The organism is Arenibacter lacus (assembly GCF_008711145.1).
GTDB lineage: Bacteria > Bacteroidota > Bacteroidia > Flavobacteriales > Flavobacteriaceae > Arenibacter > Arenibacter amylolyticus.
In genome coordinates this window covers 1-17,593 of the sequence record NZ_VVIN01000015.1, presented here as the reverse complement: position 1 = coordinate 17,593, position 17,593 = coordinate 1, and the positions used below count along the sequence as shown (strand labels likewise).

The 17,593-nt window shown below is 41.1% G+C and carries 8 protein-coding genes and 1 pseudogene; 8 read left to right on the top strand and 1 reads right to left on the bottom strand.

Translation table 11 applies throughout. The features are described 5' to 3' along the window. Positions 1-2: 2 nt before the first annotated feature. Positions 3-4,301, top strand: coding sequence for a DNA-directed RNA polymerase subunit beta' (gene rpoC, locus F1E73_RS06700; RefSeq protein WP_086477070.1), 4,299 nt, complete (start codon positions 3-5; stop codon positions 4,299-4,301). Positions 4,302-4,398: 97 nt separating this feature from the next. After that, a complete protein-coding gene (locus tag F1E73_RS06695; RefSeq protein ID WP_086477069.1) occupies positions 4,399-4,710 on the top strand; it encodes a DUF3467 domain-containing protein in 312 nt (103 codons plus the stop codon). Between the two features lie 90 nt (positions 4,711-4,800). Here the strand turns inward: F1E73_RS06695 and F1E73_RS06690 are convergent, their stop codons facing one another. Next, entirely contained in the window at positions 4,801-6,390 is a 1,590-nt protein-coding gene (locus tag F1E73_RS06690) for a peptide chain release factor 3 (protein WP_086477068.1), read from the bottom strand. A 378-nt stretch (positions 6,391-6,768) separates the two neighbouring features. Between F1E73_RS06690 and F1E73_RS06685 the strand changes: the two genes are divergently transcribed. The 6 genes and pseudogenes from F1E73_RS06685 to F1E73_RS06660 all read left to right on the top strand — a co-directional run. Continuing rightward, on the top strand, positions 6,769-8,679 hold the full coding sequence (locus F1E73_RS06685; RefSeq protein WP_086477067.1) for a gliding motility-associated C-terminal domain-containing protein: 1,911 nt from the start codon (positions 6,769-6,771) through the stop codon (positions 8,677-8,679). A gap of 15 nt (positions 8,680-8,694) precedes the next feature. After that, positions 8,695-9,648: a PorP/SprF family type IX secretion system membrane protein gene (locus F1E73_RS06680; protein ID WP_150451486.1), complete on the top strand. Its 954-nt coding sequence runs from the start codon at positions 8,695-8,697 to the stop codon at positions 9,646-9,648. Positions 9,649-9,658: 10 nt separating this feature from the next. Continuing rightward, positions 9,659-11,596: an OmpA family protein gene (locus F1E73_RS06675; protein ID WP_150451485.1), complete on the top strand. Its 1,938-nt coding sequence runs from the start codon at positions 9,659-9,661 to the stop codon at positions 11,594-11,596. A gap of 353 nt (positions 11,597-11,949) precedes the next feature. Beyond that, the gene (locus F1E73_RS06670; protein WP_150451484.1) at positions 11,950-13,617 is read left to right on the top strand and encodes an immunoglobulin domain-containing protein; all 1,668 of its coding nucleotides are present in this window, start codon (positions 11,950-11,952) and stop codon (positions 13,615-13,617) included. A gap of 235 nt (positions 13,618-13,852) precedes the next feature. Then, entirely contained in the window at positions 13,853-16,330 is a 2,478-nt protein-coding gene (locus F1E73_RS06665; RefSeq protein WP_150451483.1) for an Ig-like domain-containing protein, read from the top strand. Positions 16,331-16,736: 406 nt separating this feature from the next. Next, positions 16,737-17,593, top strand: a pseudogene (locus F1E73_RS06660) (hypothetical protein); the annotation flags it as partial.

The following is a 17,593-nucleotide window of genomic DNA, read 5'->3' as shown; positions in this document are numbered from 1 at the left end:
TTATGGCTAGACTAAAAGATAATAATACCGTTAAAAGGTTCAATAAAATTTCAATCGGGTTGGCCTCTCCAGAAGCTATTTTGGCAGAGTCCCGAGGTGAGGTTTTAAAACCTGAAACTATTAACTATAGAACGCACAAACCAGAGCGTGACGGTCTTTTCTGTGAGCGTATCTTTGGTCCTGTAAAGGATTACGAGTGTGCTTGTGGCAAGTACAAGAGAATTCGCTACCGCGGCATCGTTTGTGATCGTTGTGGCGTAGAGGTAACAGAGAAAAAAGTCCGTAGGGATAGGGTAGGACACATTAATTTAGTAGTACCCGTTGCCCATATATGGTACTTCCGTTCCCTTCCAAATAAAATTGGATACCTATTAGGATTGCCTTCCAAGAAATTGGATATGATTATTTACTACGAACGTTACGTAGTAATACAGCCTGGAATCGCTAAAGGTCCAGAAGGGGAAGAAATTAAGAAGATGGACTTCCTGAGTGAGGAGGAGTACTTAAATGTAATGGAATCCATTCCTCAGGAAAATCAATACCTGGAAGATTCCGATCCCAACAAGTTTATTGCTAAAATGGGAGCGGAGTGTCTAATTGACCTATTGTCTAGGATAGACTTAAAAGAACTATCCTACGAACTTAGACATAAGGCCAATACAGAAACTTCCAAGCAGCGTAAGACCGAGGCATTAAAAAGACTTCAGGTAGTAGAGGCCCTAAGGGAGTCTCAAGAGAATAGAGAGAATAATCCGGAGTGGATGATCATGAAGGTTATTCCGGTTATTCCACCAGAATTACGTCCATTGGTACCCTTGGATGGTGGTCGTTTTGCTACCTCGGATTTAAATGATCTGTATAGAAGGGTTATCATTAGAAATAACCGTCTTAAAAGATTGGTAGAAATCAAAGCTCCAGAAGTTATTCTTAGAAATGAGAAGCGTATGCTTCAGGAAGCTGTAGATTCCCTATTTGATAACACCCGTAAGGCATCAGCAGTAAAAACTGAATCTAACAGGCCTCTAAAATCACTTTCCGATTCCTTAAAAGGTAAGCAAGGACGTTTCCGTCAAAACCTTTTGGGTAAACGTGTGGATTACTCTGCTCGTTCGGTTATTGTTGTAGGACCAGAGATGAAGTTGTTCGAATGTGGTTTGCCTAAGGATATGGCCGCAGAACTTTACAAACCTTTTGTAATCCGTAAATTGATTGAAAGGGGAATTGTAAAAACTGTTAAGTCTGCCAAGAAAATAATAGACCGCAAAGAACCGGTAGTTTGGGATATCCTGGAAAATGTCTTAAAAGGACATCCAGTACTATTGAACCGTGCTCCTACCTTGCACCGTCTAGGTATACAAGCGTTTCAGCCTAAACTGATAGAAGGTAAGGCAATCCGTCTTCACCCATTGGTATGTACGGCTTTTAACGCGGATTTTGATGGTGACCAGATGGCAGTACACCTTCCGTTGGGTCCAGAAGCAATTTTGGAAGCCCAACTATTGATGTTGGCATCACATAACATTCTTAACCCGGCAAATGGTTCTCCTATTACTGTACCTTCACAGGATATGGTTTTGGGTCTGTACTATATGACCAAGGAAAAGAAATCTACTCCAGAGGAAGAGGTTAAAGGAGAAGGACTTACTTTCTACTCCTATGAAGAGGTAGTGATTGCTTACAACGAAGGACGTTTAGATCTTAACGCAGGCATTAAAGTGCGTGCAAAGAACTTTAATGAAGAAGGAGAGTTGGTAAATCAAATTATACCAACAACCGTAGGTAGGGTCTTGTTTAATATGGTAGTACCAGAAGAAGCAGGATATATCAACGAAGTATTGAATAAGAAATCGTTAAGGGATATTATTGGTAATATCTTAAGAGTTACTAGTGTTCCCGAAACGGCAGAGTTCTTGGATAAGATCAAGACCATGGGATATGATTTCGCCTTTAGAGGTGGACTATCCTTTAGCTTAGGGGATATTATTATTCCTAAAGAAAAAGATGAGATGATTGCAGATGCCAACGCACAGGTCGATGGTATTATGGCAAACTATAACATGGGTCTAATTACCAATAACGAACGTTATAACCAGGTAATTGACGTGTGGACATCTACCAATACGGTGTTGACCGAATTGGCTATGAAGCGAATTCGTGAAGACATGCAAGGGTTTAACTCTGTGTATATGATGTTGGATTCTGGGGCAAGGGGTTCTAAGGAGCAGATTCGCCAGTTAACCGGTATGCGTGGATTGATGGCGAAGCCTAAGAAATCTACCGCTGGAGGTGGGGAAATTATTGAAAACCCCATTCTATCCAACTTTAAGGAAGGATTATCCATTTTGGAATACTTTATTTCTACTCACGGTGCGCGTAAGGGACTTGCGGATACGGCCTTGAAAACGGCAGATGCTGGTTACTTAACTCGTCGTCTGGTAGACGTTTCCCAGGATGTGATTGTCAATATAGAAGATTGTGAGACCCTAAGAGGTATTCAGGTAGAAGCACTTAAAAAGAACGAAGAGATTGTAGAATCATTGGGTGACAGAATCCTAGGTAGGGTTTCTCTACACGATGTATACGATCCATTAACCGAAGAACTGCTAGTAGAAGCAGGACAGGAAATCAAGGAAGATGATGTGAAACGCATCAATGCTTCTCCGATCGAAATGGTTGAAGTACGTTCGCCGTTAACTTGTGAGGCTCTAAAAGGAATTTGTGGTAAATGTTATGGAAGAAACCTTTCTACCAATAAAATGGTGCAAAGAGGAGAAGCCGTTGGTGTTGTTGCCGCACAGTCCATTGGGGAACCAGGTACACAGTTAACCCTGAGAACCTTCCACGTTGGAGGTATTGCAGGAAACATTTCAGAGGACAATAAACTGGAAGCTAAATATGCTGGTATTGCTGAAATAGAAGAGCTGAGAACCGTTAGCAATAAAAATGAGGAAGGTGAAGATTCTGAAATTGTAATTTCTAGGACTTCCGAGGTTAAGGTAATAGATCCTAAAACTGGGATTACACTTAGTACCAACAATATTCCTTATGGATCTCAGTTGTTCATTAAGAATGGGGATAAAGTTGAGAAAGGTCAAAAGATCTGTTCGTGGGATCCTTATAACGGGGTAATCGTTTCAGAATTTACTGGCCAGATTGCTTATGAGAATATTGAGCAAGGAGTTACCTACCAGGTAGAAATTGATGAGCAGACCGGATTCCAGGAGAAAGTAATTTCTGAATCCAGAAACAAAAAGTTGATTCCTACTTTATTGATCAAGAACGATAAGAACGAAGTATTGCGTTCTTACAACTTACCAGTTGGTTCACATATCATGGTAGATGATGGTGATAAGATCAAGGAAGGTAAGATTTTGGTTAAGATTCCACGTAAATCGGCCAAGTCCGGGGATATTACTGGAGGTCTTCCAAGAGTTACCGAATTGTTCGAAGCACGTAACCCATCTAACCCTGCGGTAGTTTCTGAAATTGATGGAGTTGTTTCCTTTGGAAAGATTAAACGAGGGAATAGAGAAATCATTATAGAATCTAGATTAGGAGAGGTTAAGAAATACTTGGTAAAACTGTCTAATCAGATCCTAGTTCAGGAGAATGATTACGTACGTGCCGGAATGCCATTGTCCGATGGGGCTATTACTCCAGAAGATATCTTGGCGATTAAAGGGCCGTCTGCAGTACAGCAGTACCTAGTAAACGAAGTACAAGAGGTTTACCGTTTACAAGGGGTGAAGATTAATGACAAGCACTTTGAGGTGGTAGTTCGTCAGATGATGCGTAAGGTACGTATCCAAGATCCGGGAGATACTATTTTCTTGGAAAATCAGTTGGTTCACAAGGAAGACTTTATCGTAGAGAACGATGAGATTTACGGAAAGTTGGTAGTTGAGGATGCTGGTGATTCTGAAAACTTAAAACCAGGTCAAATTATTTCCCCAAGGGAATTAAGGGACGAAAACTCCATGTTGAAGCGTAATGATAAGAATTTGGTCTCTGCTAGGGAGGCGGTAGCAGCTACTGCCACACCGATCCTTCAGGGGATTACTAGGGCATCCTTGCAGACCAAGTCGTTTATCTCAGCGGCTTCTTTCCAGGAAACTACCAAAGTATTGAACGAAGCTGCAGTAAGCGGAAAAGTAGATGCATTGGAAGGCTTGAAGGAAAACGTGATAGTTGGACACAGAATTCCAGCTGGAACGGGAATGAGGGATTATGACAATATCATTGTAGGCTCTAAAGAGGAATACGATGAAATCATGGCCCGAAAAGAGGAGCTGAAATTCTAAACTAATAAAACCTCGATGGATTAACATCGAGGTTTTTTTTTGCCCCTAATTTAAATTAATTTATCCCTAAGAATTAGAACCTATAAATCGTTAAATAATGAGCGAGAAAGACCAAAAACAAAATCAGATTAATATAGAATTGGATGAAAAGACAGCTGAAGGAGTCTATTCCAATCTGGCTATCATTAACCATTCCGTATCCGAATTTGTGGTAGATTTTATCAGTATGATGCCTGGTGCGCCAAAAGCCAAGGTTAAAAGTAGAATTATACTTACTCCCCAACACGCCAAAAAGTTTTTAAAGGCGCTGAACGACAACGTAAATCGTTTTGAGCAGGCCCACGGTACTATTCAGGATTACGAACAACCTCCCATTCCAATTAATTTTGGACCTACAGGAGAGGCATAATAAAAAAGGCCCTTTGCACATTGCAAAGGGCCTTTTTTATTTATTAGGATTACCTACTTGGTAAAGCGCTCTCCGTACCAAGGGGCGCCATCAATTAAACTCCGAGGTAAAGTGTAGTTTTACATTAGGGTATTTCTGCTGGGTCATCTGTAGCGAAAACTGGGAGTCTGCCAGGAATACCAATTGATTGCGTTTGTCCTTCGCCAGGAACTTGCTTTTTACCCTTTTAAATTCTTTAAACTCCTCACTTTTGCTATCCTTGGGTTCTACCCAACAGGCTTTATAGACCGGGAAGTTCTCATAGGAACATTTGGCCCCGTACTCGTGCTCTAAACGGTATTGAATCACCTCAAATTGTAAGGCCCCTACGGTACCAATTACTCTCCTTCCGTTAATCTCTAAGGTGAATAGCTGGGCTACACCTTCATCCATTAGCTGATCAATTCCCTTGTACAATTGTTTAGACTTAAGGGGATCTGCATTGTTAATATATCTAAAGTGCTCTGGTGAAAAACTGGGGATTCCTTTATAATTTAAAATTTCCCCTTCGGTTAGGGTGTCTCCAATCTTAAAGTTTCCAGTATCGTGCAGACCTACTATATCACCTGGATAAGAGATGTCTACAATTTCTTTTTTCTCAGCGAAAAAAGCATTGGGACTGGAGAATTTTAGCTTTTTGCCATGTCGTACGTGTAAATAGGGCTTGTTCCGTTCAAACGTACCAGAAACCACCTTAATAAAGGCCAAACGATCGCGGTGTTTCGGATCCATATTAGCGTGAATTTTAAAGACAAAACCAGACAACTCGGCCTCCTCCGGTTTTACCATCCGCTCCTCCGCCATTTTAGGTTGGGGCTTTGGGGCAATATCAACAAAGCAATCCAATAGCTCGCGTACGCCAAAATTGTTTAAAGCAGATCCAAAGAATACAGGCTGTTGTTCTCCTTTTAGATATAGGTCTTTATCAAAATCTGGATACACCCCTTGGGCCAGTTCTAAATTTTCCCGTAGGTCGTTGGCAGATTTCTCGCCAATAATTTTTTCCAACGCTGGGTTGTCTAAATCGTCAAAGGCGATGGTTTCTTCAATATTCTTTTTACTATCCCCACTAAACAGGTTAATGTTCTTTTCATAAATATTATAGATACCCTTAAAATCGTACCCCATTCCAATAGGAAAACTCAAGGGAGTTACGTTTAGGTGGAGTTTTTGTTCCACCTCGTCCAAAAGGTCAAAGGCATCCTTCCCTTCTCGGTCCAGTTTATTGATGAAAACGATCATTGGAATGTTTCTCATCCTACAGACCTCTACCAATTTTTCGGTCTGCTCTTCCACCCCTTTGGCCACATCTACCACCACAATAACACTATCTACAGCGGTGAGGGTCCTAAAGGTATCTTCGGCAAAATCCTTATGCCCTGGGGTATCCAAGATATTAATCTTTTTATCCTTGTAAATAAATGCCAAGACGGAGGTGGCTACGGAAATCCCCCGTTGCTTTTCAATCTCCATAAAATCACTCGTAGCACTTTTCTTTACTTTATTGTTCTTAACGGCTCCCGCTTCCTGAATTGCCCCACCAAATAAAAGTAGTTTCTCTGTTAAGGTAGTTTTCCCCGCATCGGGGTGTGCAATAATTCCAAAAGTTCTTCTTCGTTGAATTTGATTCTTAAAACTCATTATGCAATTTGTTTATGCAAAAATAGGTCATTAAACTTTCTTCATCGAGCAAAATCGACCAAATAAGGTAAAGCGGCTACTTCCCATATCAAAATATGCTTTTAGGGCTATCGTTCATTCAACTGACTTGGACTTTCTTCTTCAATTTTTGCGCTGATTAAGCAAAGGTAAACGGTAGATTTATTAGGGTGGTGGGTATAGAAAAATGTGGTTTGTCGAGTATTATTGTCGTTCCTAGATTGTTGTCCTATTAGGAAACCCATATTATTGGATGGTGGGCATTTTAATTTAACTTAGCCCTAAATATTGTAGTTGCCCCCATACTTACAACATTAAATTCTACGCAGCCATGGTGATTGGTTAATTAACTTATCATAGATGGTGATTTTTATTTTTAATACACTTAAGAAGAGAGTACTCTTAGTCTTCACGCCATTAGTGGCGTTTTTCTTATTTGGACTAACTACGTCCTTTAAGTCGAGCCCTGAAGATATTGCCCAAGGGACTATACTTCTGCGGAGTGCGAACAGCCAACAGTTCCAAGATCCTAATCCGCAAGGAAATGGTATGGTATGCACCCCATTGGAGTTGAAAGCCATACAACCTTCAGATTTTGGTTTTCCAGAAAACCATAATGCAGGGAGTTTATCGGCTACAGAACAGGATATAAGCGCAAAATGGGGCCTGCCAGCGGGTAGTGTACTGGTTAGTGTTTCTGGAGCAAGCACCCATAATAAAAATTCGTTTCATGTATATGACTCTAAGCCAACCGAGTTTAAATTTTCAGGGACGGTCCCAGTAAAGGTTGTTGCCGGGCATTCCCCACATATTCCTGCTTTGGGACGTGATGGAATCATTGGATTGCCTGGGGACGTATATAATCAGACCACTATAGTACCACTAGGATTATTAGCTGCCAATGAGGGAGCTAATTATTATATAGAGAATACTACCGTAGCAGATATCGATAAGAAAAATAGATTCTTTTGGCATTCGGAATCAACTGTAACCCAGATATCCTTTTACACTACAGAAGCGAAGCAAAGAAGTGGTATTGGATTATCATTAATACCAATGATTTGTGTAAGTATGGATGATGATGGGGATGGGGTGCCAAATGATCAAGAAGAAGAGGACGGGACAGACCCTTCGGATTCCTGCGATTTTATTCTAGAGCACCAAACGCTTTCCCCTTCCGATGAATGGATGATTCTGGATTGTGACGGGGATGGGGTTACCAATGAGATAGAAGTGATAGAGGGTACAGACCCCTTAAATCCCTGTGATTATAATCTGGAAAGTGTTACAGAAATCCGTTCCCAGGCATGGGAAGAATTGGACTGCGATGGGGATGGTAATCCCAATGGCTCAGATCCAAATCCCCTGGTGGCTACTGCAAGGGATGATGATGGCTTAACGCCAGCACTTACCGAAACCTCCATCAATATTTTGGCAAATGATGATTTTTTGCCCAATAACGACTCCATTAATAGGGGAAGTACCCAGTTATCCCACATAGACGGCACGGCAATGGGTAGCATACAGTTGGATGCTGCTACGGGTATGTTATCTTACACTCCCCTTGTGTCCGAATCCAATACTACGGTGACTATCGTTTATGAGGTTTGTAATAGAAAGGTAGATCCTACTGTTTGTGCTACGGCCACGGTGCGCATTCTAGTAGAAGCGAATATATTGGATGCCCAAGAGGATATCATAAACGGGGGAACATTAGGCGGGATCCCCGCGGATGCCAATGTACTGGACAATGATACGTTAAATGGTGACCCTGTTCTTCCCAAGGAGGTGATATTGACCGCTACGCCTACGGAGGCTCTTTCTATTAATGAGGATGGGAGCATAGAGCTCACGCCTGGGACTAAGGAAGGAAGCTATTCCATTGATTATATAATTTGTGAAGTCTCCAACACCACCAATTGCGATTCTGCAACGGTAACCGTACTGGTGTCCAAGGACGATTCTATTGAACCAATAGAAGTGAATCAGCTGGTAACTCCCAATGGGGATGGTAAAAACGACTTCCTTTTTATAAGGGGAGTAGTAAATGCCAAGAATAACTCCTTGCAAATATATAACAGGTGGGGAGTATCTGTCTACGAGGGAAGGGACTACAATAATCAGAACAACGTCTTTGAAGGTAGATCTAGGGGGAGGTCAACCGTTTCTGGTCAAGATTATTTGCCCGCAGGGATCTATTATTACATTTTTCAGTACCAGACAGACCAAGAGGATGTAACGGACAGTGGCTACCTTTATTTGAGCCAATAAAATACCTATTGTAAGATGAACTATAAAAAGAGTCTCTTTGTCACTGTTTTAACCATGTTTTTATTCATGGTTGGGCTGCATGCGCAACAAGACGCCCAGTATACCCAATATATGTACAATACTATGAGTGTAAATCCTGCCTATGCAGGATCTAGGGGGCAGTTGAGTATAGCCGCGCTCTATAGATCCCAATGGGTAGGGCTTAACGGGGCACCCAAAACACAGACTATTAACCTACACTCCCCCATAAGGAACAGTAGATTAGGTTATGGTATTTCCATTATCAACGATAATATTGGGGATGGGGTAGTACAGGAAACCCAGTTTGATGCACTTGTTTCCTATACTATAGAGGTGTCTATGGATGCCAAACTGTCTTTTGGACTAAAGGCAGGGGGCAATTTATTGAATTTGGATTTTACTGGACTCAACAATTTTGATTCAGAGAATGTGGAAGGGGAAAATATCGATAATAAGTTTTCTCCCAATTTTGGAGTAGGGGTATATTATCATACGGATAAGTTCTATGCGGGAATATCTGCTCCCAATTTAATAGAGACACAGCATTTTGACAATTCCCAGAGAGATGCCAATTCGGTACAATTCTTAGCTACCGAAAGAATGAATTTCTACTTTATAACCGGCTATGTATTTGACCTAAACCATAGTTTTAAATTTAAGCCTGCATTGTTGACCAAGGTAGTGGGTGGGGCCCCCCTACAATTGGATGCATCGGCGAGTTTCCTGTATAATGATGTGTTTAGCTTTGGGGCAGCCTATAGATGGGATGCCGCATTCAGTGCCATGGTGGGGGTGCAACTAAGCAACCAAATAATGATAGGACTGGCCTACGATCGTGAGACTACCGAATTGGGAGGTACCCAGTTTAACGATGGTACTTTTGAAGTCTTTTTAAGGTACGAATTGGTGAGGAAATTCAATAGAATGATTTCGCCACGTTTCTTCTAAAAAGGAAAATATGATTAAAAAATTATGCTTGCTTACGTTTATCGTTTTGGTCTTTGTTCCGGTTTCCCAGGCTCAAGATAAACTGGTAAACAAGGCCAATAAAAACTATAAGGATTACTCGTTTAGTTTGGCTATTGATATCTATAAACGGGTGTTAGACAAAGGCTACGTTTCTGCTGATTTGTTGAAGAAACTGGGGAACTCCTACTATTTTAATGGTGATTATTCCGAAGCTTCGGAAATATACCAGCAATTGTTAAAGGATTATCCAGAATCTATGGCTCCCGATTTTTATTTTAGGTATGCGCAGACCTTACGGTCGTTGGGAGAATTAGATAAATCTAGAACTATCATGGCAAAATTCTCCGAGATGAATGCCTCGGATGTCCGGGTAGGACTTTATAAGACCGAAGCCGACTATTTTGAAGAGATTGCTAAGAATTCTGGCCGTTACCAAATAGGGAAGTTTAAGCATAATTCCAAGTACTCAGATTTTGCGCCTACCTTTTATAAACAAGGGTTGCTTTTTGCCTCAGATAGGGATACCGGGAATTTTTCTAGGAATAGGCATACATGGACGGCCATGGATTTTTTAGATTTATACAAGGTGAATGTAGATAGTGCCTCCCAAGATAAGGTACTACCCTTGGGAAAGGAAATAACTACCCGATTACACGAATCAACTACTGCCATATCCAAGGATGGAAAAACCCTATATTTTACAAGAAACAATTACTTGGATGAAAAGACGGTGAAGAATAAGAAGGGCATAATTCGCCTAAAACTGTTTAAAGCTATCAAAAAGGGAGGGGAGTGGACCGCTATTAAAGAACTCCCCTTTAACAGCGATTCCTATTCGGTGGCCCATCCAACCCTAAGTCCGGATGAAAAAACCTTGTACTTTGCGTCAGACATGCCCGGGACTTATGGACAATCAGACATTTTTAAGGTAGCCATCCATGGGGATGGCAGCTACGGACCCCCTATAAACTTAGGGGAGTCTATAAATACGGAGGCTAGGGAAAGCTTTCCCTTTGTAAGTAGTGAAAACATATTGTATTTCTCATCGGATGGGCATCCAGGCTTGGGCGGGTTAGATGTATTCGCAGTAAAAATTGCCGATAGCCAGTCGCTCGGTAAAGTGATAAATGTGGGGGAACCCATCAATAGTAATGTGGACGATTTTACCTTTATTATTGATGAGGAGACCAAGCAGGGATATTTTGCTTCCAATAGGAAGGGGGGAGTAGGGGGTGATGATATTTACAGTTTTACAGAGACTAAACCCTTGCAATTAGATTACTTTACTTCCATATCGGGGATCGTTAGGGATAAAATAACCAATGAAGTATTAGTGGGTGCCAGGGTAAAGGTAATCGATGAGACCAATGAGGAAGTAACTTCGGTACTTACCAACATTGAAGGGTATTATACGGTGATGATTGATGGGAATACAGGAAACTTTATAAGGGCCCTAATGGATGGTTATGTACCTGCCGAAGAGTATCTCCCCGTATCGGAAGTTAAGCCTAGTGAAATAGATTTCTATTTGGAACCCGATTATGTCACGGGAAGTTCTGGGGACGATTTGGCCAAGCTGTTACAATTAGGTACTATCTATTTCGATTTCGATAAATATAGCATTCGGCCCGATGCTGAGGTAGAAATACAAAAGATTATTGCTGCCATGGAAAAATATCCCAGCTTAAAATTAAAGGTTACTTCCCATACGGACAGTCAGGGAAGGGACAGCTACAATCTTTGGCTGTCGCACAAACGGGCCGAAGCTACCACCGCCTATATGAAGGCAAAAGGAATTGCTGGTGATAGGTTGCTACAGCAAGGTTTTGGGGAGACCAAGCTTGTTAATAAGTGTGGGAATGGGGTAAAATGTTCCCAGGAAGAACACCAGATGAACCGTAGATCGGAGTTTCTTATTTTGGAGTAATTCTTCCAAACCCTAATATATAAAAGCAGTTACAGGAGTAGTTGCTTTTATTTGTATATACCACATGCAAGATGTTACTATGGTTGTCATCTCCATCCCACTAGGATTCATCCTGTGAAAAAGTGAAGGGATTCCGTTCCATGTTGATTGAATTTAATGGGAAGTGTAGGGGTTAATAGATTTATATAGGGGATTATAGCTTTCACATTGTTTATGTAGCTATTCACAACATAATATTCTGGACGGCTTTAAAATTTATTATGTTCGGTCAACATTATCACGTTTATACTTAACGGGAAAACTGGTGTTTTCTTAATCATAGAATTATGATCACATCAATAATTTGTAATTATATGTCATCCATTTTAGACTATATGAACCAAAAAATTATACGCTTCGCTCCCTTAGCGCTTTTTTTGGTGATTAGCATGCCGATTTTGGCACAGGTTACAGGGGATTATAGGTCCAAAGCTAGCGGAAACTGGAATAGTGCTGCTACTTGGCAGATATATAATGGAACCATATGGATGAACGCTACCTCATATCCTGGCCAAAATAGTAATGTTGGCACGGTTACTATTGGAAGTAGTAATACGGTTAGTTTAAATACAAATATTACTGCTTATACAATTGACAAGCTTATCATTGGGGATCAAACTGGCGGCAACGATACCTTGTCATTTCCAAATAACCAAGATTGGACGGTCAATATAATGCTAATAGCCATACAAAATGATGGTGTACTTGCATGGCAGGGTAATGCAGATGTATATCTTCCTTCTGAAGCGGTAATTTACAATAATGGCGGTAAGATAAATACAGATAAAAATTGTAACAGTTCCCAAAGGATATACTTGGGAAGTAGAGAGTTTTCATCGTGTAAGGGCAACGGTAAATTTGAATATTCTTTTGATGATATAGAAGCTGCCTTACCTCCCCCCACAAGTAACGGGGATATTACCGAATGTGCAGAAAACCCCATACAGTCCTTGGATGCCAATGATACTGCGACCCCTCCATCTGGGGCCCATGTGGTTTGGTACACGGCTTCTAGTGGTGGGGATCCAGTGTTACCTACCCTAAATACCGTAGGAAATGTTACCTATTATGGAGAAAGTGTGGATAATAACGATGACAAAATAAAGAGCCTTTTTAGAACACCGGTTACACTTACTATTCAGCCAAGACCAACCATTAGTGTCAGTGATTCACCAAACTGCGTCTTTAGGATTCTTTCTCCTACCACCTATCAGTTAGAGGTAACTGTTAGTTCGGGAACGGTAACGAGTACTGAGGGGAGTGTCACCAATTCATCGGGTAATGTATGGACAATCACTGAGGTGCCATCAGGGACCGATATCGTTGTCACGGTAACCGACGCCAATGGTTGTAATGAATACCTTCCTGTAACAGCTCCTAATTGCTTTTGCTTTGTAGATTCGCCAACAAGTAATGGCAACAAATCGTATTGCGTTGGAGATACAATTCCTAGTATATCAGCAACGGTAGGTACTGGAGAGACGGTGGATTGGTATGATGCGGCCAGTGGGGGGACGTTACTTGAGTCAGGTACTACAACCTTTTCTCCCAACGGACCTGGTACGTATTACGCGGAGGCACGAGATTCTAGAAATTGCACTAGTAGTGCAAGAACAGCCATAACGGTTACGGAGGATCCTCCAGCAACTGCGATTATTGGTCCGGATCAAACTGTTTTTACTGGGGGCAACGCTATTTTTACGGTAACACCCACCAATGCAGATACCTATCAATGGCAAGTCAGTACCGATGGGGGAACCGTCTTTAACAATATTAGTGATGGTACGGAATACGCCGGAACGAAGTCAACTGCCTTAACCGTTAAGTCTATTAAGCTTATTAAAAACGGGTATCAGTACCGCGTTTTGGCCTCTAAGTCCGGATCTGCCTGTCCACCTACAACTTCTGCCTCCGCTTTGTTGACGGTAAAAGTGGAAACGGTGGTAAGCAATAGAAGAATTACATATAGGGTACTAGAATAACAGCTGCTCTTATAATTTTTCTGAGTAGCTATCAAACTTATATATATCCGATTTAAGAGGTAAGGACTTGCCCTGATTTTTAATAAGGCTTAGTTGTCGCAGAGATGACAAATATGTTGTTTATACTTCATAAAACAAGCTTTTTACAACATTTAATTTGCTGTGATCGTAGGTGGACTAACTTTGTATTTAATAATCATTATATCATAGTAATTAACCTATATAATGCTTTTATATGCATTGCTTTAAACGTAACATCTCATTTGTTTTTCTGATTATATGGGCTTTGTTTTTATCTGTTAATCGAATTTTTGCCCAAATAGGAGTAGGTGCAAATTTTGGGATAGAAGCCGATGTGTATTCAGGAGATATTTTATCTGGACTTTCTACCGACGACTGGTTTTATAACGGAAGTTCTGGCGCAGGAGTTGTAGATGAAGCTACAGCTATCACTATGGGCTATAAAGCACAACTGATGGCTAATCAAAATATAGCTTTCGATTTACAACAAAGCATCCCCAATTACGCTACAAATGGAGGGTACATCTGGTATAGTACTCGATATGGGAGGGATTACGTAAATATATCTTCTCCAGACCTTACAACATTTACTGGAGGTAAGAATGGGGATAACCCCAATACATCATGGCCAATAGGTTCAGGTCAGGTACCCGATAAATCAGATATCGTAGATGCAGGAGTACATATGAGAAGAAACGGAATCAATGTCACTGATGACCTATGGGTTAACATGATGATATCGACTTTATCATCTTCCGGTAGTCATTTTATAGATTTTGAGTTGTTTGTTTCCGAACTAAAGACAACTAGTACTGGCTTCACCAATTCCGGGGCACAAGAAGGACATACAGCGTGGGTTTTTGACGAAAGTGGAAATGTAGTCACTATTGGCGATATGATTATTGGGTTTTCTTTTGGGGGATCTGGGGTTTCTGGTTTAGAAGTAAGGCTTTGGGTAGATAAGTCAGTCCATAAACCTGGAACTTCACCGGGAGGTACTTCTACCTTTACTTGGGGAAATAACATAGCTGGAGAAACCGTAGGAAGTACCTACGGATACGCACAAATTGTCGTTCCTCCTGGCGCTATGTTAAGTAGTGTCAACAGCCTTCTTTCTGAAAATGGCCCGCCTTGGGGAACCGCAGATACTAAGGGTTACGTTGATAATTATGGTAGGGGAGTTTTTGCGGAAGTTGGGGTAAATTTCACCCAATTAGGATTTGACCCACGAGCGCTATTTGGAAATGGTGCGGCCTGTGATTCACCTTTTAGTGCAGTGTTGGCAAAATCTAGAACTTCGGAATCATTCACTTCCGCTCTTAAAGATTTTGCCGGACCTTATGCGTTTTTGGGTTCTGCCGAAGGGACTCAGGTAAATACCACTTTAGTAGATCCCGGAGATTTCGATTCCTGTATTACGGGCGAAACCTTAACGCTGCAGGCTGAGTTTATTTCAACTTCCTCGGAATATATTTGGTACTCCCTAACGCCAGGGGTGGTTTTTCCAGCCAATGGGCTTTCACAAATATCTGGAGTAGGAATGGATGAGGTTGTTATAGATTCTATGGGTGACTATCAATTGGGGATAGCACCTTTATTAGGGTGTACACCGGCAACCAACCCAACAGATATTATTAGTATTCGTGCAAAACCATGCGCCTTTGCTGATAGTTATAATGTTACGGAAAATATCAGTTTAAACGTGGCAACAAGTGGATTAATTGAAAATGATACCGATGACGATAGCAATGATACCCTAACCGTATCGACTATTCCTGTAAGTGATGTTTCTAATGGGACCCTTAATTTAACCTCTGATGGTAGCTTTACCTACGTGCCAAACCCTGGATTTATAGGAGTAGATACTTTTACCTATCAGGTGTGCGATTCTTTTGGTTTATGTGATACAGCAGCGGTTAGTCTTGATGTGTTTGCAGATTTTGATGGAGATGGTATCCGTGATATTGATGATTTGGATGATGACAATGACGGCATTTTAGATGCCACAGAATCTAATGGTATAGATCCCAGTGCGGATCATGATAATGATGGGATCCCTAATTATAGAGATCCTGACTTTTGTACTTTAAATATCCATGGTGTCTGTGATAACCTGGATCCAGATGGAGATGGAATTCCTAATCACTTAGATTTGGACATTGATGGCGATGGCTGTAACGATGTTATTGAAGCCGGATTTACCGATGATAACGGTGACGGTGTATTAGGAGATTTAGCGACAATGGTAGATGCTAATGGACTAGTTATCGGTTCGAACGTTACAGATGGCTATACAACTCCCAAAGATGCGGACAGCAATAGTATTTATGATTTCTTGGAAGTTGGTTATGCTCCTGTAATAACTGTTCAACCTTCCGATGTTATGGTTTGTCCAGGATGTACTACCACAATAAATGTTACCGGCACAGATACCGATAGTTATCAATGGCAACAATACAATGGCGTATCCTGGGTAGATGTTACAGATACCGGCATTCACAGTGGAACCACTACCAACCAACTTACAATTACCAATCCAGAAGTTACAGATAACGGAAATCAATATAGGGTAATTCTTTCCAATAGCACGTATGTGTGCAATAATGAGGTTTCTAATCCATCTGTGCTTACGATAAGGGTGAGAACCGTGATAACAAATCGAAGAATTACCCATCGAGTAAAAAAGAATTAGTGATGACTAAACCTAAGGGTACAATCCAATCCAAATCAAGAGAGAGCTATTATTATTATTATTATTCCATACCAGGCACATTACTCAGGTAGTTCTTATTGGTTGCTTAAGTTGATCTATCAGATAGGAACAAAAGAAATTAGACCTCCCCGTATTTTTTCACAAATTTTATTGTCTGCGCGATGTATTTCATCGATGAAACAGGGTGTTTAAGGAGTCTATAGGTCTTTAGAATTTCAGCATTTAGAAGCTGTAAACGGGCTAAACCCCTTTTTTTTTGCTCTTTACTATAGGTTTTAGCCAATACACAACAAATATTTCAGCTACGGACTCAGTTAATTAATATTTGTATGGTAGCGTCATTTCTTTATTCCTGGTAAATCACGAGATAATAGTTATGTGCTACATGAGAACAACAGTATTTAGTAATCCAACCACCATGAACAAAAAGATTCTACTTTTTATTTTCCTTATATCCAGTTTTGCTTTTGCGCAAACCACCGTTAGTTTGGAAGACCAATGTGATTGTAGGGTGTTAAGCGGAACACTTGTTTCAACACCAGGTAGTACATCACCATCTGCCGGTACAGGCGATATCTATGTGAATACCACTACGGGAACCATCTATTATTGGGATGGGAACTCTTGGGAGTTGACAACTACCGATAGTCAGCAACTTCAAAACTTCACTTTCGATCCAACAACGGATCAACTTTCTCTAACACTGGAAAATGGAGGGAATGTTAGTGTAGATCTCAGCAGTTTGCGGTTTGTGGAGACTATGACGACGATTGTTTCCAATGCCAACGGTACCTTTACCTATAGGGATGAGGCTGGCGTGGATACGGTAATCGATATCTCAGACTTGGAGACTTTGACCAGTATAGCGCTTAACGCAGATAATATCCATATTGACTATACAGATGAGGATGGAATTACTACACAGTTAGATCTTACCGCCATCGTAAAAAACCTGGAGACCGTGACCACTATGGTGGCCAATGCCAACGGAACTTTTACCTATAGGGATGAGGCTGGTGTGGATACGGTGATCGATATCTCGGATTTGGAGACTTTGACCACCTTGGCGTTGAATGCAGACAATGTAAACTTGGACTATACGGATGAGGATGGAATTACCACACAGTTAGATCTTACCGCCATCGTAAAAAACCTAGAGACCGTGACTACTATGGTGGCCAATTTGGATGGTACCTTTACCTATAGGGATGAGGCTGGCGTGGATACGGTGATCGATATCTC